We start from the raw sequence: 25134 nt of genomic DNA, 5'->3' as shown, positions 1-25134 counted from the left end.
CTTCATTCACTCTAACTGAATCGGCCCCAGAATGCTTCAACCTCGAATTTGAAAATATCTTTGGCAGTGCTTCCTTCAATTTTATCCAACGCATGTTTATCTGCAAGGAAAGTTATAATTTCAGCAGCAATATTTTCCGCCTGCTTTTCAACCAGAGATTGTTCTAAACCTAGCAATAAAAACCACAAGATATAAAATGGTTTTTGTAATCGTGTTTTTCCTTTTACCCCGAGTAAAATATTAAACGCTTCTGCTTCAGTTAGTGTTCCTTCTTGTAGGCTATGAGTCAATAGCATCGCCTTGTTAATAAAAACCTTTACGTCTGCAATACTGGCTTTGATATCTTCAATTGCTTGGCCATTTTGAAGTCCATTCGTCATCTCAAGCCATTCAGTAATCAATAGTTTTGGTAAGCGAAAGGTTAAGGGCCTTGGTGCCCAATTATATACGTCTACACGCTCAAAAATATCATTTTTATCATTCTTAGACGCATAACTTAAAAATGAAAACACGCTAAGTAATTCTTCATTTTCCATTCGAATGCTATCTTTGCGATAATGAAACCAGGAACGACAGTCTTTTTCCATTATCCTGATCTCATCGATAAAGCTACGCACAGCATAAGAGTTCCACATTTCAAAGGAGTGATCTTTAACGGGATAAGGTTTGTTGTTTAACCTTATAAACAAATCAATAGGGTCGAAAAGCTCATTAAGTTTCTCTTCGATATATACTACGGATAGTTCAAAGTCCTGGATGCTATCCTGAAAACCCTCATCCAAATCTTGATATCTCTCACCACCAAGTTTACTTAACACACGAATACTCTTCGACAATTTATAGTGAGGATGATTTGAAAAACTCTCTGTTCCATTTTCATCAATATATGACTCTCCAATAAAAGCCAATATCGATAGTAAGCGTTGCTGACCATCAACAACTTCACAAACACCATCTTTACGACGGAAAACAAAAATACTTGGTAAAGGAATGCCAAGCAACATACTTTCTATGATCCCGGAAGCTTTCTTGTTGTTGATGACTTCCTGTCGCTGATACGGTGGCCGGATCATAAAACGAGTACTGCTCATATCTGCAATGATATCTTCAATAGTAATCGTTACCGCGTCAGGGCGGTTTAATCGCATACTATCTAGCTGATTCATTGTTTCTTCTATATCTTTTTCTTCCTGTTCATTTCTTTTTGCTTTGAGTGGATTTTTTAAATAGGGCTGAAAATCAACTTTAGCGGCTCCTATAACAAATAGTTCTTCACTAAAAAAATCTGCCAAATATTGGAAGCGTAGATTAGTTATCCGGGAAAGGCCTCTATTATCTCCAGTAAACATCTCTAACTTATCTTTGATTGCTGTGCTTAGACGTTCGATAGTGGAGGAATCAAAAAGAACAGAAAAATCAGTTCCACTTTGCTCAATGATAACGAGAGCCCAATAGACTCCCTGATAAATCATCCATTGGTCTTGGTCTAGCTCATCAAACAATCTGTTCAGCCAATCCACCTTAGTAATGAAATCTTTTAAAATAGCCTCTTTATCTTCATTTCCTTCGATATATAGTTCATAAAGCCATTCTACTTTGTCCCTTCTTCCTGAGGTGCTGGCATATATATTAATTGGAAAATGCTCTAACACCAGTAATTCACGAATTTTGGCTTGGCACTCTGCGTCCGTCAAAGGTAAAGACGAGGATTTTGCAAAAAATACCCGTTTAAAATGAGTTAGCCATAAAGGAGCTTCAGCAAATTCTTCATCCATTAGCTCAGTGAAATTATCTTTTAAATGAAGAGCTCGCTGCACCTCCAGTGTCTTTAGTGGTGTAATACCTGAATTATAACGCCAAAAAATTTCTTTTTTAATCAAGTCTTCCAATTCTTGTTGATTGGCATGCTCCCCTATCGTAGAGAATTCAATAGTGCGTATTGTGGTATCCAAAAACACTTGTCTAGCTTCAGGCTTGAGGTCTTGAAAATGAAGCCCTTTAAGTCCACTTAAACTACGTAACCCCTTTTTACTTAGTTTAAATTCTTTATTGAAAAAACGAACCAGAGTTTCGTATCGTTGTCGCCCATCAATAACTTCATAAGTTTTATTGTCACTGGCAGATATAAACATTATCAAAGGTGGAATTTCGATTCCCAACAAGATGCTTTCAATAAAAAAGGTAGCTTTATCATCGTCCCAAACATAATTACGTTGATAATCTGGGCGATAATTAATAGTTTTACGCTTTCCCTGTAATAAAGTATTAATCTTTTTTGTTACAGGGCGAGCATTCAGGTGTTTTTTTAATGCATCGGCTAAATCGATTACAGGTACGTTTTTTTCTTCCATTAAAATGCTTCTAGTCAGTGTTAAAACTCTAGCGATATAATATGAAACCATCCGTTAAAAGGCAATACAAACTGTGAAGTGCGTCGCTGTCTATATGAAATAAAGAATTAGCCGCTAATCGACTATTAGAATTCATTGGGGTAGCGGAGGTTTTTAAGGAAAATTGAAGACGAAAATCCATAAATTGTAGTGTTCACACAACATGTGTCATTTGTGAGCATTAAACACGATATCATCAACGACCCCTCAGATACGTTTTTGTCAGTCATTGTCAAAACACTTTGTGTTACGTTCAGGTCAATTAATTTTATTCACCCAACTTAGTTAATTAATGTTTGATATGGTTGGTTTCTTTTATTTTTAAGGGGCTGTGAGTCGAGTCACAAACTTTATTCCACAGACTAAATGGAGTCTACCTACATTATTCTCTAATAGTCACAAACTTAATTAAAATAGAGGCCTTAATTCTAAAGGCCTGCAAAATATCAAAAGTCACAAACTTAATTCCATGCCGACAACTGGCAACACAATCACGGCGCTGCCCCAATATGCCAAAAGAACCGTTTGTGCTCTCGGCAACAATGCGCAACACCTCTATTTTATGTACAAAGATGCGCGAGGGAATAAGTATTTTAAGCCACATGAGATTGCACCTTTATGCTGTTTTCATTGTCTGATTTTTGCGGCAAATGAGCTTCATCTATGGCGCCTATCATATACAGTGCACTTTCTGGATAGTCGTTATATTCACCATTTAAGATGAGCTCGCAACCGTCTAGGGACGCCTTTAAGCCGACCATTTTGCCTTGCATACCGGTAAATTGCTCGGTGGTAAAAAAAGGTTGAGTGAAAAAACGTTCCAACCTTCGTGCGCGGGTAACTAGATCTCGGTCGTCTACCGACAACTGCTCTAGGCCCAACATCGCTATAATGTCTTTAAGCTCATCATATTTAGCCAACGTTTGGCGAATTTTTTGGGCCAATGCATAGTGGCGTTCGCCTACTATGCATGGTGTGTTCATTTTCGAGCTCGATTGTAAGGGATCGATTGCAGGGAATAGACCTTCGCTGGCACGTTGGCGTGAAAGCACCAAAGAAGCTGAAAGGTGTGAAAATGTATGCACCGCGGCAGGATCAGTAAAATCATCAGCGGGAACATACACCGCTTGAATTGAGGTAATTGAGCCAAATTCCGTATTGGCAATACGCTCTTCAATACTGGCCAGTTCGGTACCCAAAGTTGGCTGGTAACCCATCCTTGAAGGCATTTGCCCCATCAAGCCCGATACTTCGGCGCCTGCTTGAATAAAGCGGAAAATATTGTCTACTAGCAACAATACATCTTTATGTTCTTGATCTCGAAAATATTCTGCCATGGTTAACGCTGCCTGAGCGACACGAAAACGACTACCGGGTGGCTCATTCATTTGCCCAAATAACATCACCATGTTGTCTAGCACGCCGGCTTGTTTCATCTCGCGATAGAGCTCTTCACCTTCACGACAGCGCTCACCAATACCACAGAAAATACTAACGCCTTTTTGGTGTTCAATCATGTTGTGTATCATTTCAGTTAATAATACGGTTTTGCCAACACCTGCCCCCCCAAATAACCCTGCTTTACCTCCTCTTTCTAAGGGAGAAAGGACATCTACTATTTTGATACCGGTTTCAAATACTTGAGAATGGCTGGATCTTGCTATTAATGGGGGTGGAGTCTGGTGCACGCTGCGCCACTGAGTATCAATTGGAGCAGGAAGCCCATCGATAGCGTTACAAAATACATCAAACATACGCGAAAGGATTTGGTTTCCAACCGGAGCTTGCAAGGGATGACCCGAGTTTGTCACCGGCATGTTGCGAGCTAGTCCTTGAGTGGGGGTTAACGCAATGCTTCTAACCCGCTGACAATCAAGCTGGGTTAATACTTCCAGAACGACGCTGTTATTGTTAGCAAATAAAATCGTTCTTATATGCGGTAAGTTAACTTCAAACTTGACGTCCACGATGCCGCCACGCACTGCTATCACTTTGCCAAAAGTCATCGCTTGTGTGCTGGATATATTGGATGAATGGTTTTTACAATTAAACATTGTGGTGCGTCTTTGTTTACCTGTTTATGCTTAAATGTAATGTTACCGTGGTTCAGTTACTTACTATTGACCTTGATCAAGATTACCTATTTTAGCTAAGCTAATTTATCGACGTGCCTAATTTCTGGCAACAATGATCAATGTCCTATAAGTATTACCCCTTTATTACTCTCCGTGTTAGCTTGGTGTATAACTACGTGAAGCAATAATAGTAGACAGATAATTATGGTGAGCAAAATTAAGCATATCGGTATTTTCACATCGGGTGGTGATGCTCCTGGAATGAATGCAGCATTATTTGCGGTGGCTAAAACAGCTGAAAGCTACGGCATTAAACTGAGCGGCATACGTCGGGGATTTGAAGGTCTTATAGATAATGATTTGATACCGCTGAATTCTAGGCAACTGCAAAGAATAATGCATCTTGGCGGCACACTCCTAAAAACCGCTCGTAGTGATCGCTTCATGACTGCACTGGGGCAACAAAAAGCCTTACGAACAGTTCAAAAAAATAATCTCGACGCACTTATTGCCATTGGTGGCGATGGCACATTTCGAGGTATGTTGTCGCTAGCAAACATCGGCAACACTCCTTTTATTGGCATTCCTGGCACCATAGATAATGACATTACTGGCACTGACTACACGCTCGGGTTTGATTCAGCGGTCAATACAGCAATAAAGTGTATTGATAATATAAGAGATACTGCAGAATCTCATAACAGAGTATTTCTAGTTGAAGTCATGGGCCGAGATTCTGGTTACATCGGTATATATTCTGGCCTTAGTTGTGGCGCAGACTCAATACTGATCCCTGAAAGTGATGAAGATATCACCTATCTTTTAAATAAGATCAAGAATTACGACAGCGAAGACGCGTTTATCGTAGTGGTAGCCGAAGGTGATGCCCTGAGAGTTGAAGAAGTAATGTCACAAATTAGGAACGTTAATCCTCACATAGAGTTACGAGTAGCCAAACTGGGTCATATACAGCGGGGCGGCAATCCTTCGGCTCAAGACCGTATGCTAGGGATCCGGCTAGGCGTACTTGCAACAACAGCCCTTATAGAAGGGGAGTCGGGTAAAATCGCCGGTTTTTGCAACAATAAACCGTCGTTAAGTCCTTTTGAAGGCCTTGTAAAAAAACATCTGATTAATACTGAGCTGAAAGATCTTTTAACCCTGTTTTGTGGATAACAACGACAGCTAACGTTGCAAACTGTTAATGACCATAATGACAATGTTCAGTAACAGCCACCGCTTTATTACGTTCACGTTTTAACGTTCAAACTTTTCAATTCAATTGGCTTACCTTGCCTTTTAATAAATCAGCGGCGTTAAGATGCTGTATTGGTAAATAGGTCCTTTGTTTTATAGTTAAGTTTTGCAGCATTTTTTGTGTCACCAATACAATCCCATTGCTGCTGATTCGAAACCCTCGCCTTAAATCTTCTTTTCTATTTTCACCAATTTCCAAGTTATCTGGGATAACACAGTTACTATCAATAATTGCATTTTTAATAGATACGTTATTTCCTACCTTAACCTTAGGTAATAAAACTGAATGAGAGATATGTGCATTGTTGCCAACTGTAGAATGTTCAAAGACTAAAGATTTGAGTATTTCTGAGGGATGTATGATGCATCCTGCGGATATAAGCGAATCACAAACTCGTCCTGTCGACGTTGCATTACTACCTAAAAACCTAGCTGGTTGAAGGCAACCTGTGGTGCTCCATATAGGCCATTTAGTATCACACAAATCAATTGAAGGTTGGCTGGAGAGTAAGGCCATATTGGCCTCCCAATAAGCATCTAGGGTTCCTACATCACGCCAATAAGGGACTTTATTATCGTTGGGTGTGCAGAAACGAAAAGCTTGTACTTTTTGTTTAGCTACCACTTTAGGAATAATATCTTTTCCAAAATCGTGGCTAGAATAATGCTCAAGGGCATCTTTTTGTAATTGCTCAATCAAGAAATCGGTGTTAAATACGTAATTTCCCATAGACGCCAATACATGACCGGACTTATCGGGTAAACCACTTGGCGCAATGGGCTTTTCTTCAAATGACAGCACCAAATCACCATCATCAACATTCATCACCCCAAATTGACCAGCGGCTTTTTTTAGCGGCGTTTCAATACAAGAGACCGTCATTTGAGCGCCACTTTTAACATGTTTCTCAAGTATATCCTGATAGTTCATTTTGTAGATGTGATCACCCGACAGGATTAATACATACTTGGGCATTACCGATTTAATAAACTCAATGTTTTGAAATAGCGAGTCTGCCGTGCCTTGGTACCATTTTTCAGAATGTTGTTGCGATGCTGGTAATAACTCTAAAAACTCACCAAAATTTTGATTGAATTTCGCCCATCCATTAACCAGATGTCGAATCAGACCTTGGGCTTTATATTGGGTAACTACGCCAATTTTCTTAAATCCTGAATTAACACAATTTGATAGTGGAAAATCAATTATTCGACATCCCCCACCAAACTCAAGAACTGGCTTCGCGCGTGAGTAGGTTAGTTCATGTAAGCGACTTCCTTGGCCTCCAGCTAAGATTATTACTAAGGTGTCATTTGCAAGTTGATTAATATTGGGTTGTTCTAAATGTGCCATATAAAACCTCTAAAAATACAGTGGTTAAAAAACCTGACGCAACGGCAAAAAATTAGTTTTTTTAAGCGTGTAATGATGTTACGCCTATCTGCCAATTCTCACTAATTAAGGCAAAGTAGGTGATGGTTTTGACATTCCATTAAACATAAGTTTTAAAGAAATAACTTGACCCATATCAATTGTTACGCATGTGATTGACGAAATCCTTGCACCGTTAGATGTCGACATACAGACACTAAAGGCTCAAGGGCGTTATCGTGAAGACATGTATTAGTCTGCTATTCAGGACGTAAGGCTGCTAGTTTCTTTTCTTTCATCTCTCTTCGATAATGCTTGAATGTGTCGAAAGTAAATAATGCTAATGCCACCCAAACAAAACAAAAAGTCACTAAACGTGCAGTGCTCAGTTGCTCATTATAAAGGGTCACCGCCAAAACAAACATTAACGAGGGGCCAATATATTGAAAAAAGCCTAAGGTTGAATAGCGAATACGTCGAGCCGCAGCGGTAAAGCAAAGTAACGGAGCCGTTGAAACTACACCCGCTAGTAACAATAAAACATTCAGTGAGCTTGTATTATTGCTTAAATCGGACACTTGAGTGGCAAAGAATAGCCAATAAATAATGGCTGCGGGGAACAGAAATAAAGTTTCTATAAACAAACCAGGCAATGAGTCTACAGAGACTTGCTTGCGCAGTAGTCCATAAATACTAAAACTCATCGCCAACGTTAAGGCAATCCACGGAACGTAACCAAAATTAAAAATCATGATCAAGACACCAGTAACGGCGACACCGACGGCGACCTTTTGCGTCATTCGCAAGGTTTCACCCAAAAATAGACGCCCTAAGAACACATTAATTAGCGGATTAATGTAATAGCCCAAACTTGCTTCAAGAATAAAGTCGTTATTAACCGCCCATATATACAAAAACCAATTGCATGCAAGTAAGGTACTTGCCACCATCAGGGTAATCAGCACTCGCGTACTTTTTATAGCCGCTTTCACTTTACCAATATGACGCAAGCCAACAATCAAAAACGACAGTAATACGAATGCCCAAACTACGCGATGCATTAATATTTCGATCGGGGGAACATCGGCAAGTGCTTTAAAGTAGATGGGTGCAATGCCCCACATTGTATAGGCACAAAGCGCAAAAATAACGCCGGAACGGACTGAACTTTGTTGGCTCAATTGACTCTCTTTAACGGTTAATACGAGTGAGTTTTAGTTCACTCTTTACTATATACGGACAAGAAAAACGTAGCATTACCAACCTTTCAGGATAATCGACTCTATGCTTCCCAAGGGTTAATCGTTTGTATCTTAATATGCTTGTAATCTAACGGATGGCGAGTAACTAAACTAAAATTTTTCACCAAGCAAGTAGCTGCAATCATAGCGTCTCTTTCCGATTTAGGATTAGGCACGTGCAATGCGGCGCAATACTCTGCCATTTCGCCATCAAATGCAACAATCCGACCTTTAAAACCTTGTAATACTTGCTTTTGTAGCCAAGTATTTAAAACGTCGCATTCCCCAGGACTGGTTTTTCTTTTTTGTAAGATGGCCAACTTCAATTCCAGTATGCTTATTGATGAAACATACAAATTAAAAGTCTGTTGCTGACTGGCCCATGCAACAAGTTTTGCATCCTGCGCGCCTGGGCTTCTTAATACCGACAAAACGCTAGTATCGAGTAAATACATAGTAGTCCCTTATGCTGACTGACTGGTAGTTTTGAACTTAGGCACCGATAATTCGATATCAGCTGTATTTGGCGCACCTAATAAATCGCAAATAGTGCTAGTTTTACCGGTTATTTCCAAATATTCCTCAATGCTCATCATCATGTAAGCAACAACACCTCGTTCAGTAATTTTTACTGGTCCGTTTTTAGCGGCACGCTTTACTGAACTTGGGTCTTGGTTAAATTGACGGCTTGTAAATGTATCTACACTCATGTTTATCGCTCACTTTATATACAGGTAACTACATTACTACAGTTTTTAAAATGTGCAAATACCCAGCAATAATAAAATAGTCTGCTAGTACAGCATGAATTCAAGCGCAAAAACGCGTAAAATGCCGACATCAAATTTGAATGAGATAAAAATTGAGCCTTATTGCACAACAATCTAATGCTATTGCCGAGAATATCAACAAGGTAAGTGGCGTAATAGCGTCTGAAAATGTCGATACTCAACACTACCAAAAGTGTGCAAAAATATTAAAAGATACCTTTGGCTATGCTGAGTTTCGTGCAGGCCAAATGGAGGTCATTGATAAAATCTTAAATGGCCAAGATGCGCTTATTCTATTGCCTACCGGCGGCGGCAAATCGCTGTGTTATCAGGTTCCGGCATTGGCTCTCGAAGGCATCACTATTGTTGTTTCACCGCTTATTTCTTTAATGCAAGATCAAGTACAACAGTTGACAGCCCAAGGCGTAAAAGCAGCCTACTTAAACTCATCACAAGACGCTGAAGAGTCTCAACAAATAACTGAGCAATTATTCCGTGGCGAACTTGACCTGCTTTACGTAGCACCCGAAAGGTTATTAAAATCGTATTTTCTGAATTCATTGCAACGGGTCAAAGTGAGCTTAATTGCAGTGGATGAAGCACATTGCGTTTCGCATTGGGGGCATGATTTTAGACAAGATTATCGTCAACTTGGGCGTTTAAAGTCGCAGTTCCAGAATGTTCCCTTTATCGCGTTAACGGCTACCGCCGACCATGCCACGCAAGTCGACATTCAACATCAATTGCAGCTAGAAAATCCCTTCGTTTTTAAGGGAGGCTTCGATCGCCCAAATATTCGATACAACCTACTCGCCAAATATAAAGGGTTTGACCAAGTCGTTGCCTTTGTTAAGCAACAAGATGGTGCTGCCGGTATTGTATACTGTAATAGCCGAGCGAAAGTGGACGACCTAACTCAGCGCTTACAAAGCGCGGGTATTAAGTGTGATGCTTATCATGCCGGTCGAGATACCGCTACGCGCGAATTTGTACAGACTCAATTTCTAAAAGACGATTTGCAGGTTGTAATCGCAACCGTTGCCTTTGGCATGGGTATTAATAAATCGAATGTTCGCTTTGTAGTGCATCATGATGTGCCTCGAAGTGTTGAATCTTACTATCAAGAAACGGGACGAGCAGGTCGAGATGGTATGCCTGCAGAGGCACTATTGTTATTTGACGAACGTGATGCTGCTAGAATTAAACAGTGGATTTCAACCGGCACAGCACCCGATCGATATGATATTGAGATGCATAAATTTGAAGCTATGGAAGCGTTTGCTGAAGCGCAAACTTGCAGGCGACAAGTGTTATTAAACTACTTTTCAGATTATCGCGAAGAGCAATGTGGTAACTGCGACATTTGTCTCGACCCACCCAAATTATTTGAAGGTACGACGCAGGCACAGCAAGCATTATCATGCGTTTACCGCCTGAAACAAGACACCTCCGTACAATACGTAATTGATGTTCTACGCGGCAAAAGCATAAGAAGGATACTGGACAATAAACACAATGAATTGAGCACCTACGGTATCGGCAAAGACCAATCTGATAACTACTGGCATAATATTATTCAGCAATTGATCCACCAAGGACTTTTGCGCATTGATATGACTCTGTCTGGTATTTTACGTATTAATGAATCGGCTCGCGCTGTTTTGAAAGCAGAACGCATTGTGCATCTTGCTGTACCTAAATTAAGTGTCGATACGAGCAAACGAAACAAAGCAGAGCCGGTGAATATTGACCGCCAGCTATTTGCTAAGTTGAAACACCTGAGAAAACAAGTTGCTGAAGAAGAAAATGTACCCGCTTTTGTCATTTTTAGTGATGCTACGCTTGCAGATATGACAGACAAAATGCCCACAGACAAGAACCAATTTATTGGGGTCACCGGTGTCGGTCAAACTAAGCTAGAGCGATATGGAGAGGCTTTTATTACGCTTATTGAAGACTATTTAGGAAGTCGTTAAGGCCTTATATAATTACCCTGCTAACTGACCGTGCCAGTTAATTAAAAAGACGCTTCAGCCTCTTTCATCTTAGCCATTGCGGTTCTGTGACTTTGCAAGTTTCTAAGTTGCTGAACGTAAGTCGTCATATGCTTAAAAGGCTTAAGTTTGCCACTATCAAATAAACCTTCAAGGCCAAAACTCATCTGTACATCAGCCAGTGTGGGTATGTCGCCGACAAACCATTTGTTGTCTGCCAAATGGCCTTCAACGAAGACTAAATTTGCTTCAATGTTTTTACCAAAGTAAGCATCCATTACACCATCAATTATTTTGTCTGCAACATAACGAATAAAAAATGGACTGACTTTTTCCCTCGCTTTTTCAAGCACCATACTGGTTACCAACGAAGGCATGAAACTACCTTCCGCGTAGTGCGACCAAAATTGCACATCGTTGAAGCTATCCGCGTTTGACTCCGGTAACATTCCAGAATCAGGAAATTGCCTCGCGATGTAATCACAAATAGCACCTGATTCAGCAATCACCTTACCGTTGTGGATCAACACAGGCGCTCTGCCCAATGGATGAATTTTTTTCAACTCAGGTGGGGCTAAATTGGTTTTAGCATCGCGCCTGTAGACCTTAATCTCATAATCTGCGCCGACGGCTTCCAACATCCAAACGATGCGTTGAGAGCGTGAGTTATTCAAATGGTGTAACTGAAACATATTTTCTCCTTCAGTGTTAATTCGCTATTCCATTAATTGCGATTCTTTATGCAACCGCAAAACCTTTCACATAGACCTCATGTAAAAGCCTTCTACAACAAACTTTATATAAAAATACTATAAAAAATTTATACAAACGCTTTATACAAACGCTTTATACAAAAGCTTTATACAAAATCTTCTGCAAAAACCCCTGACTACAATCTTTTGCAGAGACTGTTCTTAGGGACTGATAGGAAATACATTGCTCATCTGAATTTTTTTGTATAGTAGATTATTTATACTTATTGACAAGTCATTTAGATTTAAAAAGTTTTATTGAGGCTTTGGATCGAGTTGCGCATAGTAAGCTGATAGATCCGCAATATCTTGGTCTGTTAGTTTTTGTGCATGCGAGGTCATCGCTATATTTACCCGTTCGCCACTTCGGAATGCTTTTAATTGGAGGACTAAATATTGTTCTTTTTGACCTGCTAAATTTGGGTAGATAGGTATGTTTGAGATGCCATTTACGCCATGACACATGCCGCAAACCACGGAGATTTCTGAGCCTCGTTTAACATCACCTTGTAATATTGTATCTGCGCACGCTGAAAGGCTCGCAACAGAAAACACGATTAGTGCAAGAAGTTTTTTATTTAAGGACATTCTTGTCTTATTTCTTTTAATTATTTTTCTCATTATTGATTCCTTTGCACAAAACTAACGTATAGTCACTGCATACTAATTCAAACGAGATAGCATGCAACTTTTTCATCATTATGCCACAGAGCTCAGCGCCATTAGCAGCCACGTAAAACCATTCCCCGTTACCCGCGCCAGAGTTGCTGTGCGCAATGAATCACTCGCAGCTGAATTAGGTATCGACCTCAAGGAACTTGAAACCGACGCGTTGTTATCAGCATTATTTAGTGAAAATGGAGAATTACAAGCAAATAGTGTTGCCCAAAAGTACGGTGGACATCAATTTGGCCAATGGAATCCAAACCTCGGTGATGGTCGTGGATTACTGTTAGGCGAAATTAAGGCGCCAAATGGTGCTTTTTGGGATTTGCATTTAAAAGGGGCCGGTCAAACACCCTATAGTCGTCATGCCGACGGCAGAGCGGTTTTGCGCTCAACCATTCGAGAATACCTTGCGGGCGAGGCCTTGCATGTTCTAGGCATTCCAAGTAGTCGCTCTCTATGCTTGTTGACCAGTCACGAACCGGTGCATCGCGAACAGCGAGAGCGCGGTGCAATGATGATCAGAACGTGCCAAAGTCACATACGATTTGGGCACTTTGAGTATTTTCATCACAGCAACCAACCGCAGCAACTAGAAGCCTTGTTTAATTATTCATTTAAACACCACTTCCCAAGTTGTTTAAATTCACCAACACCACACCGAGACATGTTCCAAAGTATTGTTACAAAGACCGCTTTGATGATTGCAAAGTGGCAAGCCTATGGATTTAACCATGGTGTAATGAATACCGATAATATGTCTATTCATGGCATTACGTTTGATTACGGCCCGTATGCTTTCCTAGATGATTTTATTCCGGAGTATGTGTGTAACAGTTCAGATCATACAGGAAGATATGCTTTTGATCAGCAACCCAGTATCGGACTGTGGAATTTGAATGCCCTGGCACATGCGTTTACCCCATTTTTAGAAATTGACGAAATAAAGGCCGTATTAACGACCTATGAAACTACCCTAGTAAACGAATATCAAATATTAATGAAGCGCCGTTTGGGCCTTTATGAACATACCATCAATGATGCCCAACTGGTCTCTGAAATTGATGTATTGATAGCCGAATGGATGACTATTTTAGAGGATGAGAAGGCAGATTTCCATCAATCATTTCGACTAGTGAGTGAACAATTACTATCACTTGAAAGTCTCGATTTATCTAGTATATCCGATAACTTTGTGCAAGCAGATCGAGTTCGCCAATGGTGTGTTAATTACCATGAAATACAACAAAACCTGATCTCATTGTCAGACAGTAGTTGGGCACAAATCCAACAAAAAATGCTGGCGGTTAATCCTAAATTTGTATTACGAAACCACTTAGTGCAAGAAGCAATTGAAGCCGCTGAAGACGATGATTTTTCAATTTTTGAGGTACTCGTAAAAGTGCTGACATCGCCATTTGAAGACCATCCTGAATTTGCGCATTTTTCTGAGCCTCCAGCCAATCCGCAAAAAGGTATTTCATTGTCATGCAGCAGTTAAGTCATAAAGCCGGTCGTTGTTTTGTATCCACTAGCGCAAGCTTGAGTTATTATCTGTAACGTAAGGGCTTATGTAGAAAAGCGTTTTCATTAATAATATCAGTTATTTGATTGGTTAAACCAGATATATTTTTCCTTCACACAAGCCCGGTTTTAAGACTAAAATAGGGCTTGAGTTGCAAAAGGACATAATGAAATTGAAAGCAATATTTGCTCAGTATTTAATTATTGGACTGTTAATAGCTGTGAGTGCGCTGCCACTAAAGGCCTTCTGCCAAGAACAGTCACCCGCTGATATGATTAATATCGTCGAAGCACAAGAGATAACTACGTCGATTAATTTGCAAAACATAGCCGTATTGCACTACACCAGTGAAGGTTTATTGCTGTCCGATGTGGTCCAACTGACGCAGTGGCAACGGACATTTTCGCTCACCCCCATCCCTGAAAACAAAGTTCTGTGGGTCCGTTTCCAAATTCAAAATAGCGGTAATATTAATATTCCGCTCATGCTCATTGCCGGAAATACCTTTATTGACCGCATAGATGGTTTTTTAGTCGATGAACAAGGTCGTATTATACAGTCTATTCAGCGCAATAATGCCAACCCAAATTCCGCGGCCAGTGGTCTACATGGTTTTAGGATGGCCCTCACTTCTCGTCCCGATCAACTACTTAGTGTGTACTTGCGAATAAATGATGATGGTCCTGCAATCTTGCCTGTCGAATTATGGGATGAAGAAAGCTTTGAGCAACAAAGCAGCATTCGACTCATTTTGCTCGGTGCTCTTAGCGGTGGTTTATCGCTATTAGCAACCTACTTCTTAATCACATATATGCTCAAGAATGCGCCCGCTCGCTTTTGGTTTGCGATATTTTCAGTTGCCTCGATGACCACATTACTTAGCGCCGAAGGTATTCTACCCAGTTTATTTAACCTACCCGCCTTTGCTGCTGAAATAACTGCCTTTAGTTTAACGATTAGTTTATTTGCCGCGATTAAGATTGGTCGCGATATATTTGTACCGGTATCTCGCGTTTGGTTGCGGGCCCACTACATTTTGCTAGTAGTCCCTATCGTTACGTTATTTCTGTACAACGACTTTTGGCAATTAATCTCTATTTTAGGCATCATCATTGCGTTTTTAGTCAGCAAACTCTTCGCCACACTTATGTATCGATCTAAGATTGATATGCGCAGCACTATTATTTACTTCTGTGGTTGGCTTGCAATAGGCTTAGTTGCTGTATTGGAAGTGCTCTCATTTGCACAAGGTGCGAGTCATCTAAGCTATTCAGCAGCACTGCCATTTGCCTTTACTTGCTTTGGGATCATGCTAATTGGTGTCGCGATTATTAGTCGAGAGCATTCGTTGGTGTATCGACAAGAACACGAGCAAGCGACGATTATTAGCAATCTGCAACACTTTGCAGATGTTTTTGATAATACCGCAGAGGGTTTATACGCAGCCAAATCTGACGGAACGTTGCTGCGCGCAAATACCGCCTTTACATCACTTTTTGGTTTTGAGTCGGAACGACAACTGCTGGCCACTTTGCATAAAATACATGATTTGTTTTCGGATCCTGTTGAGGCTGACTTATTACTAGGAGAGTTGTCCTCGCAACGAACAGTCCTAGGTAAAGAATTTAGAGGGAAGCGAGTTGATGGCAGAGAATTTTGGTTTTCAATTTCAAGCCAAATAGTAAAAGCCAATGGTGATGCAGAGCATTTTGGTAGCCTATTCGATATTACCGAACGCAGAGTAAATCAAATTAATCTGCAGTATTTGAATACGCACGATCAATTAACAGGCTTGCATAATCGTCGTCACTTCTTGCAATTATTGAATGATAAAATCACACAAAGCAACGTTAGCGATCAAAAATTCGCCGTGTTTTATATTGATGTCGATCAGTTTAAAATTATTAATGATACCTGTGGTCACGCTGCCGGGGATGTATTTATAAAGGAACTTGCACATGAACTATATGAAGTGTTTGATCCCAAATGGATTTTCGCTCGCTTAAGTGCAGATGAATTTGGTCTTATTGTTGAATTTAGTGATGAAAGTAGAATTAATGCAACAACTGAGAAAATTCTTTCTCAGGTACGTAACTTTGAATTTAAGTGGGATCGCCATCGCTTTAGTCAAAGTGTGAGCATCGGTATTGCAAGACATGAACTCAATGCGACTGACGCCGAAGAGTTACTCAGTTTTGCAGACACAGCCTGTATTGTTGCCAAAGAAAGTGGTCGCGATAAAGTGCATGTGTTTTCAAAAGATATGGACACAAAAAATAGTTACGAGAGAGAACTTTACTGGGTTAACGAAGTCACTCGAGCGTTAAAAGAAGATTCATTTGAACTGTATTTTCAACATTACCGTCCGCTCAACAAAGCAGATGACAATGATTACTATGAGATCCTTATTCGCTTAAGAACCGAAACCGGTGACTTGACGCTCCCAGAATTTTTTATGCCTGCGGCAGAGCGTTGTAACTTAAGTAATAAAGTAGATAAGTGGGTCATTGAGAACTATTTTATTTGGTTAAACACAAACTCCGAATATATGCACAAACTTGCCAAATGTAATATTAATATTACCGGCCACTCATTGTCTGATGACGACTTCCAGTTTTTCTTGCTTAACGCATTTGAAAAGTATCATATTCCGCCCGAAAAAATATGTTTTGAAATTAGGGAAACACTGGCTATCATCAAAATGAACGACGTTATCGCTTTCATCAAGCAATTTAAACGCTTAGGCTGCACCTTCGCGATCGATGACTTTGGCAGTGGCTTTTCTAGTTATGCCTATTTAAAAAACTTACCTGTAGACTATGTCAAAATTGATGGAAATTTTATTCGCAATATATTGACCGACCCAATTGATCTTGCAATGGTAACCTCCATTCGTGATGTTGCAGGCGCTATGTCTATTCAAACTGTCGCTGAGTTTGTTGAATCTGATGAGATTATGGTGCAGCTTGGGAAAATGGGATTGGACTTTGCACAAGGGTATTGTATTGCAGAACCTGCACCTTTAATCGACTTTGTGTCGTACAATGGCAGGGCGTTATAGCAATAACGCTTGGAAAATTGAATTTCATCCCCAAATATCGCTTACTTCAAGGGCAAATAGCTATAAATATGAGTAATCCATACACTTCATTTGAATTTGTGAGTAGTGCAAAACTACCCACTCACTTTGGCGATTTTGTCATTCATGGCTTCGTAGATACATCTAACGATCAAGAACATATTGCATTGTCACACGGTGAATGGGCTGAAAATGATGTGGTTCCCATTCGCATCCATTCTGAATGTTTAACCGGTGACGCGCTGTTCAGTACCAAGTGTGATTGTGGTTTTCAGTTAGAAAGAGCCCTACAAAATATCGTGGCCAATGGATGTGGTGTTTTACTATACTTGCGCCAAGAGGGTCGTGGTATCGGCTTGCTAAATAAAATAAAAGCGTATCGTCTACAAGATGAAGGCTATGACACCGTGGAAGCTAATGAACATTTGGGTTTCGATGCGGACTTACGCGATTATAGTATCTGCAAAACCATGCTTGATACACTGAAAGTGAAACGCGTAGAACTCATGACAAATAACCCTAAAAAGGTTGATGCATTGACCGACATGGGCATTGAGGTTGTAAGGCGCCTGCCAATTGACCACGGTATTACTGACGCAAATAAAGGTTATCTTAAAACAAAAACTGAAAAGTTAGGCCATACCTTTAATGCAGACCACCTAAAATAAGCCATTTTACTACTAGTCCAATTTGTATTCAGTTTCGGTTAAGTTTACTTAGCGTATAACTGTAGGTATCCAAGTAGGAGGATATCGGCATGAACACGAATCAAAAAGTAACAACTAACAAACCAAGAGTATCTACAAGTGTTATAAAAACACTTGGCTATACGGCTTTATTGACTGTCTCGTTAACCTTAGGCATGCACTATGCCCAAGCGACCTCGTTGCAATCAAATAAAGTGTATGGATTTCAAGAGAGCCAATCTCAAAGCGAATATGATCAAATTGATTCCGCGTTGGCACCTATTGCACTTTATCCCGATTCTTTGTTGACCCATATTTTGATTGCATCTACGTATCCACTTGAAGTGATTGAAGCTGCACGCTTTATTCAACAGCACCCGAAATTTGATTTGAACGATTATGAAAAGAATGGATTAGATCAAAATACCATTGAAGCAATTCAAGAAGACGCGCTGAAATACGGCTGGGATGCTTCAGTTATCGCACTAACCGCGTTCCCAGACATTTTGAACAATATGAGCGACGACTTAGGTTGGTTAAGTGACTTAGGCGATGCGTTTAAAAATGATCAGGAACTGGTATTAAGTCGCGTGCAAAAACTACGTGAATTAGCATATGAGCAAGGTAACTTGCAAAACGATGACCAAGTAGAGGTAGTCGTTGAGCGCGAACAAAATACGCGTGTCATTATTATTCAGCCGCGACGCCATGAATTCGTCTATGTACCATATTATGATAGCGCTGTCATTTATGGACCAAGTTGGCATTTGGGTTCGCCATATCGTTGGTCAAGACCGTATTATGCGCGTCATTATCGCCACAACTATATTTCTTTTACTCCAGCGGCCTATATTGGTAGCCGGTTACTATTCGGTGGAATTAATTGGGGTAACCATTACATTTCGATTAATCGTGACTGGTCTTATCGCAAAGCAAATTCCTACCACTACAAAAATACGCAGTATAAACGTGTCCATCATAAAGAATACCAGCGTTGGACTCCTGTAAAACGCCATACACGCCATGTTGAACGTCAAAAATATGCAGGCAACAAAGCAACACACAGTGCTTATAAGCGCAACGCATGGGTCACTAATAAACACAGTGAGTTTCAAAAAGTACGTAGCCCGGATAGAAACTCGGATAGAAAAATTACGCGCAGTAAGGTAGAACAGACCCAGCGTGAATTTTCCAAAGCGACCATTAATAGCAAGCAAAAGCAATACAGAAAGACAGATATAGCCGAAGCGCGTCAACCAAAGCCGGTGCAAAATAGAGAAATTCAGCGCAAAGATAGCGGCTTTAACTCGGTTAATTCGCGCCAGTCTGAGAGAAATATGGTGTCGCAGCAACAGCGTCAGGTTTCGCAACCAAACCGGGGGGCGTTCTCACAGCAGCGTCAAGTATCTAAGCCGCAGCGTCAGGTATCTAAGCCGCAGCGTCAGGTATCACAACCGCAGCGTCAGGTATCGCAACCGCAGCGTCAGGTATCTAAGCCGCAGCGGCAAGTATCGAGACCACAGCGACAAAGTGTACAAAAAAACAAAACAGTACAGCGGTCTAAATAATAAGTGTTAATAGCAACGCCTTAGCAGTTTTGTGACAACTTAAGGGATCGCTGACAAAGCAATGGCAGAAGATTGTCGCAGGCGCCTATGCAATAGCCAGATTACGGGTACTAATCTGTTCAGATTTTGCATAGGCGTTTTTTCTTGATAGAGGTTAAGGCATCCGAATGGTAAGACCCACTTCAGGCGCAATTTTCCCGTCACAAACATCTGCATAAATATTTGACATACCGTCTAGACCATTGATATCGGTGATTTTTAGCCATTCACGACTTTTCGTAAAAGAGTGTTTTAGATATTTACCACTTTGCTCTTCAAAACCCTCCATTCCCCACTCTTTAATGCGCTTTTGAAGCTGCGAGGGGGCAAAGAAAAACTCACTACGTTGCTTGATAAAATCCGGTCCTGTTTTCATTTCTTTCCAATGTGTTACACCAACATTTGAGCAGAATTTCATGTTATCGCCCAAATGTTTATGTAAGTCGTTTAGAACCTGACCATTTCCCGACATATCTACAATCAACGTCGGTTTAGTAGCGTCTATCTGTTGTATTTGGTCATACGATAGCGTTTTGTCATAAACACCTAAGCTTGCAACCATCTGCAGATTGCGTGTTGAGGTTAACGCAACTTGCGACGGTGCATTTGCGTCATCTTTAACACCATAAGCCAAACCTGTGCTGGTTTTACTCGACGCGCTTATCATGACTAATTGAGTTGCACCGAACCAATCATTACTCTTAAAATAATCATATAAGGCAAATGAAGTTATATGCAGTGGGTATAGCAACATGCGATCATCCTCAAAGGCTTTATTGTAGCCTCGCTCAGACTCTACTTTGCGATAAATATTATACCCCACTGGCAATGCTGCGCGATGCGCAGATCCGTCAATCCAGGTCGTCGGGCTGACCTTCGTCGGATGCATTATTAAGTGAGTGGCAGGCGGGAAATAACCAAATAAGCGCTCTCCCACCGGCACTTCAGGGTTAGTTGATTTGACGACATCAGCAAAACCCCATACGGGCAATACCCCCCAAGCTGACACATCATCACTGTTATTCGAACTTGCAGTATGCGCAGGAAAAAACTGCCAATAGCCTATTTTATCAGCAACAACAGCATAGGTTATATTGTTAGCGGTAAGCGCAAATTTATCCACTTTCACCAAGACCTCACCTTCAGCTAACATTTGATTGGAAAGTTCATTGTCTACAATTCTGGATTCTACATAATTACTTTTACTTACTTGAAATTCGCTCATGCTGTTTGTCCTTGTTGAATTGCAGCTAAATACCCCTGCAGTTTGACCATCGCAGGTTGCCCATTATCGCGCATGCGTTTGAGTATCATCAGTTTCTCCATGTCATCTGGTTTTACTGAACGAACGAGTTTGCTAAAGCCATCTAGTCGATTGTTCAGCAACCATTTTCTGAGTCCGTCATCTTTGGACCAAATATGCTGATTCATTAAGAAAGCAGCCGTGAGTCGCAGCCAATCTAAGTCGGTATTGGGGAGCGGTACAACATTACAGATCTTATTTTTCACCGCATCGTCTGGATAGGCGGCTTCTACGTGCGCAATAAAAGCAGCGCTGAATACAGGCTGATACGAACGCACCGTTTGGGGAGTTATAAGACCCTCGGCGAAAATAGGTTTCATGGCTAAGTTTGAAATCGCGCTTGCAGAACAATCAACATGAATATGATTTAGCGTAGTGCTAATCTCACCTTTTTGAAGTTTGATTTTATCGGCTGAAATTGAGACAACTCGGCCCATTCGCACAACATTCTTTACGCGCTGTAATTCAGTAAGTTCCATTTTACTAACCGTTGCACCGTGAAACATTTTTGGCCATACGTTCTCATCAATTCTTAAGAATACCCCCGACGCTTCTAGGCGCGAAAACATATCGTTTATCGAGGTTGAATTGACAATGGCTTCCATTTGGTTCGCTTGTGCACCAATAGAACTGGTGAAAAACTCTTCTGTTGGTTGTGTGTTTTGGCGGTCTAACAACCATGCATCGCGAGGCATAATCCAGCTAATATGATCTGGATTTACGCCGTTTTGAAGTAAGAACAATACCGCGTCGATACCAGTTTTACCGCCGCCGACAATGACATAACCAGCAGGAGGAGTCTGAATGTTTGGCAGGTCATTCAAGGGCATAAAATTAACACCCGCTGCGACATCAAAATTGGGCGTATGGGTCGATGGCACCGTCGTTTTTAAATAGGTGCAATCAACGGTTTTATCATTAACGTCAACGTGATGTTTCTGACCCGTTAATATTGATTCAAAGTTGCTATCTCCTTTGTAATCGCACATTGGAAAATACTTGACCCGTCCGGTTGGCAGGAATTGCTCGCGCATAATATTATCAAAATAGGCACTAACCTCAGCACCTGTGGCTAGTTCATTTAAGCCTTTATTGAGACCTACCTCATCTTTACAACCTGTGCTTAGCTCTCTTGAACTGACACCATAAAATGCGGAAGGTTGGTGTAAAGTTACAAACGGGTAAGCGGCGTTCCAATGACCACCTGGCTTGTGATGCCTGTCAACAATGACGATATTTGCAGCGGTCTCGGTCAATATCGTATCAGCAAAAGCCATTCCTACAGCACCACTGCCGACAATAAGATAATCTGTTATGTGCGTTTTAATCGTCATTGTATCTCTCACTAATAAATTTAGAAGGTAAAAAGCATTATTCTCAGGCCTAAAAAGCACCTGATTTATTGCTCGTTAGTTAAGCATAACGTTGTTATACCTGTCAATAAAATGTATATTAAGTAAATAATTTGTAAGTATTTTGTAAGTAACGCAAAGAAAGTAATGACTATTGGTTGATAAAAAGGAGGGAGTCAGGTTGAGACAAACCAAAATAGAAAGTCCCGAAAAGATTAGTGAAAAAGCATCCAAACAGCCTAGTAAAGTTGGAAAAGCCAACAGCTTACATGCAAAAAAACGGATATTACTCGCCGCTTCTGAATTGTTTGCTGCTGGCGGCATTTCAGCACTAAGCGTACGCTCAATTGCAGACGCAGCCGGCGTTTCAACGATTGGTATTTACAGCCATTTTAATGGCAAGCAGGGGATCTTAGATGCCTTGTTTATGGAAGGTTATCAGATGGTGTATGATTCTATGGCCTTTTCAACGGTTGGCTTGTCGGCTAAACAAATTCTGCTGAAGGGTGTTCATGGTTATCTTACCTTAGCGAATGAATATGAGGGTCACTACAGACTTATCTTTGGTGAAAACGGTAATCAATATGAACCCTCCGATGAAGCACGCGAGATGTCGTCTAAAGCATTTAAGCGTTTGGTTAGTCATTCATGTATTATATTGCCACCCAACTCAGCTTGGCCTCTAAAGCAAAAAATAGCCCTAGAATTGTGGGCATTTGTGCATGGCTATGTCAGCTTAAAGCACCACGCTACAAGCGCAATGATTTCAGACCAACATTGGCAGGAAATGGCAGTTGAAGGCATCTCGATACATATTGACGCACTTATCGCTAAATATCCTACTTCGCAAACCAAGTAGCAAACTCAGATCGCCAATAATCTGTTGCACTGCAAAGTAAATAAACGCTGTCGCTAGCCTCCAGTAACGGGAGGGAAAAACGCAATTTCATCACCATCATTTACCCGCGCTGATGCGCTGGTTAATGTCTGATTCAGTGCAATCAATACGTCTTGTTCTGCGAGTAATGTCCATGGTTCGCCACGGGCAATGATGTTTTGTTTAATATCATTTACTGTTTTCTCATCGCTGTATTCGTAAGCAAGCGAATCAACACCAAGACGCTCGCGCAGTATGGCAAAAAATCGGATATTTATCATGTTTCAGACCTCTTCCAGTCGCCGGTTTTACCGCCTTCTTTTATTAGCACCTTAATGTCACCAATGACCATGTTTGGATCGGCTGCCTTACACATATCAAAAATCGTAAGCGCGGCAACAGAAACGCCGGTCAACGCTTCCATTTCAACACCAGTATTACCAATTAACTTGCATTCACAGCGAATATTTATTCGAGAGTTAGCATCGTCAATAGTAAAATCAACGCCCACTTTTGACAGCATTAACGGGTGACACAAAGGAATTAGCGATGGACATTGTTTGGCACCTTGGATCCCGGCAATTCTAGCAGTCGCAAGCACATCGCCCTTGGCAACGTTATTGTCTTTAATAAGTGCTAGTGTCGAAAGTGTCATTGATACAAACCCTGTCGCTACCGCTCTTCTTGTGGTTTGCGTTTTTGCGCTCACGTCCACCATACTGGCTTGACCCGTTTGGTCAACATGCGTAAGTTTACTTTGCGTATTCAATTTATTATCCATACAGCCTCTATTAACGTTACAATTAGCGTTACAGTTAGCGTTAACCTTACAGCTCGCATCTTAGTTTATACCTAAATTATGCCTCAACTAACAACGCGAAATTCAATGCTACCAATACATACACAATAAGCAAATGAAACACGCTTTAGCTTACTTATTTTTGATGGCGATTTGCAAAAACTCAGGACTGTGCATAGGAGAACCACTTTGTTTTTGCTCTGCATCTTTAACTAAATTGACGATACGTTGGTTGACTGGCGCTGGGATACCGTGCTTTTTAGCGAGATTAACGATTTCGCCATTCAGAAAATCAATTTCGGTTTTACGTTTTAGTTCAAAATCCTCATACATTGACGAACGGGCTTTAGGGTCGATTTTGAGCGTTGCGCTAGCCACTCGTTTAAACAAGCAATTAGGCAGCGCCAAGATGTGTGGCATCCAACTTGGAATCACTTTTCCTGTCCTCGCAGGCTTGATACCGGCGACTTTCATGACTGCTAACGCTTCTGCAATCACTTTTGTCATCACCAAGCGATATTCACGATTATTCATTTGCTCTAACAATGGAATTCCTGACAGCGCATTGACTGAGTTATTTAAATTTATAATCAGTTTGCCCCATTGCACTCCCTCAATATCTTCATGTAATGTCACCGGCAAATGGGCTTGCTCTAGTGCATTAACAAGGCTTGCATACTCACCCGCTTTTGCCTCAATAGCTAAATTACCCTCTGTACCGCAATGAAATTGGCCTTCCCCATTATTTAAAACGTTAAAAGGCACCATGGCTTTGAGTATCTTATGATTCGGCAGTTTAGCTTTTAAAGTAGCTACATTTTGAGTTCCGTTTTGAAAGCTAACAATCACAGCTGAGGCTTTGGCATAGTGCAGAATCGACTCAGAGGTAGACTCTGTATCACCGCTTTTTACAGTCAGCAAAATATAATCTGCGTCAGCTATACTGTCCATTGAAAGGGAAAACTGTAGCTGATCAATTTGCATCGTTTGGTCTCGCCCCTTCCAATCAGTAACGTGTAAACCATAACTAGTCAGTTGTTTTTGAATTCGCTCTCTGCCGACCAAAATAACAGCAACACCAGTCGCTGTTAGGCAGCCTCCAAGATAACAACCCACGCTACCCGCTCCAACTATCGCGATTTTTCGCTGCATACTTTATGTGGTCCTTTATTTTTACGCTGGACTTTAGATAAACTCGATACTCAGCTTATTTGCAGTATTGACATCCTCCCCGCCCTAAAGGGCGGGGATTCCTACGGGTGAACGCAACTTCTGCGCCCTACCTTCGGTGGGTTCCTGCTTCACAGAGCGGCCTGACTGCGCCGACTCTCCACAGGCTAACAAGCGATATCCTCGCTCTAAAACATTGATCGCGCCGACCACATCGGC

General features: G+C 41.0%; 21 protein-coding genes. 7 read left to right on the top strand and 14 right to left on the bottom strand.

Going from position 1 to position 25134, the window contains the following annotated elements; all coding sequences use genetic code 11:
• Positions 1 to 11 precede the first annotated feature (11 nt).
• From G399_RS0119575 to atpD, 3 genes are all read right to left on the bottom strand, one after another.
• Positions 12 to 2351 carry a DUF262 domain-containing protein gene (locus tag G399_RS0119575; RefSeq protein WP_006015077.1) on the bottom strand — a complete coding sequence of 780 codons (2340 nt, stop codon included), beginning with the start codon at positions 2349 to 2351 and terminating at the stop codon, positions 12 to 14.
• Positions 2352 to 2772: 421 nt separating this feature from the next.
• Positions 2773 to 2994, bottom strand: coding sequence for a hypothetical protein (locus G399_RS21415; RefSeq protein ID WP_006015075.1), 222 nt, complete (start codon positions 2992 to 2994; stop codon positions 2773 to 2775).
• Positions 2984 to 4444 carry a F0F1 ATP synthase subunit beta gene (gene atpD / locus G399_RS21120; protein ID WP_148277485.1) on the bottom strand — a complete coding sequence of 487 codons (1461 nt, stop codon included), beginning with the start codon at positions 4442 to 4444 and terminating at the stop codon, positions 2984 to 2986. Before atpD ends, G399_RS21415 begins: the two co-directional genes overlap by 11 nt.
• 225 nt (positions 4445 to 4669) lie before the next feature.
• Here atpD and G399_RS0119560 point away from each other — a divergent pair, with 225 nt between their 5' ends.
• Positions 4670 to 5641: a 6-phosphofructokinase gene (locus tag G399_RS0119560; protein ID WP_006015067.1), complete on the top strand. Its 972-nt coding sequence runs from the start codon at positions 4670 to 4672 to the stop codon at positions 5639 to 5641.
• A 97-nt stretch (positions 5642 to 5738) separates the two neighbouring features.
• On the opposite strand, the gene glgC is transcribed toward G399_RS0119560, so the two are convergent.
• From glgC to G399_RS0119540, 4 genes are all read right to left on the bottom strand, one after another.
• The gene (glgC, locus tag G399_RS0119555) at positions 5739 to 7076 is read right to left on the bottom strand and encodes a glucose-1-phosphate adenylyltransferase (RefSeq protein ID WP_006015065.1); all 1338 of its coding nucleotides are present in this window, start codon (positions 7074 to 7076) and stop codon (positions 5739 to 5741) included.
• A gap of 278 nt (positions 7077 to 7354) precedes the next feature.
• Positions 7355 to 8275: an EamA family transporter RarD gene (rarD, locus tag G399_RS0119550; RefSeq protein ID WP_006015063.1), complete on the bottom strand. Its 921-nt coding sequence runs from the start codon at positions 8273 to 8275 to the stop codon at positions 7355 to 7357.
• 101 nt (positions 8276 to 8376) lie between these two features.
• The gene (locus G399_RS0119545) at positions 8377 to 8790 is read right to left on the bottom strand and encodes a type II toxin-antitoxin system VapC family toxin (protein WP_006015062.1); all 414 of its coding nucleotides are present in this window, start codon (positions 8788 to 8790) and stop codon (positions 8377 to 8379) included.
• A 9-nt stretch (positions 8791 to 8799) separates the two neighbouring features.
• Entirely contained in the window at positions 8800 to 9045 is a 246-nt protein-coding gene (locus G399_RS0119540; RefSeq protein ID WP_006015060.1) for a type II toxin-antitoxin system Phd/YefM family antitoxin, read from the bottom strand.
• A gap of 194 nt (positions 9046 to 9239) precedes the next feature.
• On the opposite strand from G399_RS0119540, the gene recQ reads away from it, so the two are divergent.
• Entirely contained in the window at positions 9240 to 11081 is a 1842-nt protein-coding gene (gene recQ / locus G399_RS0119535; protein WP_425304087.1) for a DNA helicase RecQ, read from the top strand.
• 41 nt (positions 11082 to 11122) lie between these two features.
• Here the strand turns inward: recQ and G399_RS0119530 are convergent, their stop codons facing one another.
• Both G399_RS0119530 and G399_RS0119525 read right to left on the bottom strand, forming a co-directional pair.
• Positions 11123 to 11791 carry a glutathione S-transferase family protein gene (locus G399_RS0119530; RefSeq protein ID WP_006015055.1) on the bottom strand — a complete coding sequence of 223 codons (669 nt, stop codon included), beginning with the start codon at positions 11789 to 11791 and terminating at the stop codon, positions 11123 to 11125.
• A 315-nt stretch (positions 11792 to 12106) separates the two neighbouring features.
• Complete coding sequence (locus G399_RS0119525) at positions 12107 to 12472, bottom strand: c-type cytochrome (RefSeq protein ID WP_006015052.1); 366 nt, start codon at positions 12470 to 12472, stop codon at positions 12107 to 12109.
• Between the two features lie 61 nt (positions 12473 to 12533).
• On the opposite strand from G399_RS0119525, the gene G399_RS0119520 reads away from it, so the two are divergent.
• From G399_RS0119520 to G399_RS0119505, 4 genes are all read left to right on the top strand, one after another.
• Positions 12534 to 14018 (top strand): protein adenylyltransferase SelO, encoded by a 1485-nt coding sequence (locus tag G399_RS0119520; protein WP_006015050.1) that lies wholly within the window; start codon positions 12534 to 12536, stop codon positions 14016 to 14018.
• 190 nt (positions 14019 to 14208) lie between these two features.
• Positions 14209 to 17103, top strand: coding sequence for an EAL domain-containing protein (locus tag G399_RS0119515; protein ID WP_006015047.1), 2895 nt, complete (start codon positions 14209 to 14211; stop codon positions 17101 to 17103).
• A 68-nt stretch (positions 17104 to 17171) separates the two neighbouring features.
• Complete coding sequence (gene ribA / locus G399_RS0119510) at positions 17172 to 17789, top strand: GTP cyclohydrolase II (protein WP_006015044.1); 618 nt, start codon at positions 17172 to 17174, stop codon at positions 17787 to 17789.
• 89 nt (positions 17790 to 17878) lie between these two features.
• Complete coding sequence (locus G399_RS0119505; RefSeq protein ID WP_006015040.1) at positions 17879 to 19375, top strand: DUF3300 domain-containing protein; 1497 nt, start codon at positions 17879 to 17881, stop codon at positions 19373 to 19375.
• A 154-nt stretch (positions 19376 to 19529) separates the two neighbouring features.
• On the opposite strand, the gene G399_RS0119500 is transcribed toward G399_RS0119505, so the two are convergent.
• Both G399_RS0119500 and G399_RS0119495 read right to left on the bottom strand, forming a co-directional pair.
• Positions 19530 to 20639, bottom strand: coding sequence for a DUF2855 family protein (locus G399_RS0119500; protein WP_006015037.1), 1110 nt, complete (start codon positions 20637 to 20639; stop codon positions 19530 to 19532).
• The gene (locus G399_RS0119495; RefSeq protein ID WP_006015034.1) at positions 20636 to 22051 is read right to left on the bottom strand and encodes an NAD(P)-binding protein; all 1416 of its coding nucleotides are present in this window, start codon (positions 22049 to 22051) and stop codon (positions 20636 to 20638) included. The genes G399_RS0119500 and G399_RS0119495 overlap by 4 nt, the downstream gene beginning before the upstream one ends.
• Before the next feature lie 199 nt (positions 22052 to 22250).
• On the opposite strand from G399_RS0119495, the gene G399_RS0119490 reads away from it, so the two are divergent.
• On the top strand, positions 22251 to 22928 hold the full coding sequence (locus G399_RS0119490) for a TetR/AcrR family transcriptional regulator (protein WP_006015030.1): 678 nt from the start codon (positions 22251 to 22253) through the stop codon (positions 22926 to 22928).
• Positions 22929 to 22981: 53 nt separating this feature from the next.
• Here the strand turns inward: G399_RS0119490 and moaD are convergent, their stop codons facing one another.
• The 3 genes from moaD to G399_RS0119475 form a co-directional block, all read right to left on the bottom strand.
• Complete coding sequence (moaD, locus tag G399_RS0119485; RefSeq protein ID WP_006015029.1) at positions 22982 to 23227, bottom strand: molybdopterin converting factor subunit 1; 246 nt, start codon at positions 23225 to 23227, stop codon at positions 22982 to 22984.
• Positions 23224 to 23727 carry a cyclic pyranopterin monophosphate synthase MoaC gene (moaC, locus tag G399_RS0119480; RefSeq protein WP_006015027.1) on the bottom strand — a complete coding sequence of 168 codons (504 nt, stop codon included), beginning with the start codon at positions 23725 to 23727 and terminating at the stop codon, positions 23224 to 23226. Before moaC ends, moaD begins: the two co-directional genes overlap by 4 nt.
• Positions 23728 to 23877: 150 nt before the next feature.
• Positions 23878 to 24897 carry a 2-dehydropantoate 2-reductase gene (locus tag G399_RS0119475; RefSeq protein WP_006015025.1) on the bottom strand — a complete coding sequence of 340 codons (1020 nt, stop codon included), beginning with the start codon at positions 24895 to 24897 and terminating at the stop codon, positions 23878 to 23880.
• Positions 24898 to 25134 lie beyond the last annotated feature (237 nt).

Origin of the sequence: Brumicola pallidula DSM 14239 = ACAM 615 (genome assembly GCF_000428905.1) — a bacterium.
Classification (GTDB): Bacteria; Pseudomonadota; Gammaproteobacteria; order Enterobacterales; family Alteromonadaceae; genus Glaciecola; species Glaciecola pallidula.
Note: the sequence above shows the minus strand (reverse complement) of the source record. Positions and strands in the feature narration are given on the sequence as shown.

Bases quoted from the DNA above. Each gene is read 5' to 3' on its own strand.
- G399_RS0119520 (WP_006015050.1), top strand. From the start codon at position 12,534: ATGCAACTTTTTCATCATTATGCCACAGAGCTCAGCGCCATTAGCAGC.
- glgC (WP_006015065.1), bottom strand. From the start codon at position 7,076: ATGGCACATTTAGAACAACCCAATATTAATCAACTTGCAAATGACACC.
- G399_RS0119545 (WP_006015062.1), bottom strand. From the start codon at position 8,790: ATGTATTTACTCGATACTAGCGTTTTGTCGGTATTAAGAAGCCCAGGC.
- moaC (WP_006015027.1), bottom strand. From the start codon at position 23,727: ATGGATAATAAATTGAATACGCAAAGTAAACTTACGCATGTTGACCAA.
- G399_RS0119575 (WP_006015077.1), bottom strand. From the start codon at position 2,351: ATGGAAGAAAAAAACGTACCTGTAATCGATTTAGCCGATGCATTAAAA.
- G399_RS0119500 (WP_006015037.1), bottom strand. From the start codon at position 20,639: ATGAGCGAATTTCAAGTAAGTAAAAGTAATTATGTAGAATCCAGAATT.
- ribA (WP_006015044.1), top strand. From the start codon at position 17,172: ATGAGTAATCCATACACTTCATTTGAATTTGTGAGTAGTGCAAAACTA.
- atpD (WP_148277485.1), bottom strand. From the start codon at position 4,444: ATGTTTAATTGTAAAAACCATTCATCCAATATATCCAGCACACAAGCG.
- moaD (WP_006015029.1), bottom strand. From the start codon at position 23,227: ATGATAAATATCCGATTTTTTGCCATACTGCGCGAGCGTCTTGGTGTT.
- G399_RS0119505 (WP_006015040.1), top strand. From the start codon at position 17,879: ATGAACACGAATCAAAAAGTAACAACTAACAAACCAAGAGTATCTACA.
- G399_RS0119475 (WP_006015025.1), bottom strand. From the start codon at position 24,897: ATGCAGCGAAAAATCGCGATAGTTGGAGCGGGTAGCGTGGGTTGTTAT.
- G399_RS0119515 (WP_006015047.1), top strand. From the start codon at position 14,209: ATGAAATTGAAAGCAATATTTGCTCAGTATTTAATTATTGGACTGTTA.
- G399_RS21415 (WP_006015075.1), bottom strand. From the start codon at position 2,994: ATGTGGCTTAAAATACTTATTCCCTCGCGCATCTTTGTACATAAAATA.
- G399_RS0119525 (WP_006015052.1), bottom strand. From the start codon at position 12,472: ATGAGAAAAATAATTAAAAGAAATAAGACAAGAATGTCCTTAAATAAA.
- G399_RS0119530 (WP_006015055.1), bottom strand. From the start codon at position 11,791: ATGTTTCAGTTACACCATTTGAATAACTCACGCTCTCAACGCATCGTT.
- G399_RS0119540 (WP_006015060.1), bottom strand. From the start codon at position 9,045: ATGAGTGTAGATACATTTACAAGCCGTCAATTTAACCAAGACCCAAGT.
- G399_RS0119495 (WP_006015034.1), bottom strand. From the start codon at position 22,051: ATGACGATTAAAACGCACATAACAGATTATCTTATTGTCGGCAGTGGT.
- G399_RS0119560 (WP_006015067.1), top strand. From the start codon at position 4,670: ATGGTGAGCAAAATTAAGCATATCGGTATTTTCACATCGGGTGGTGAT.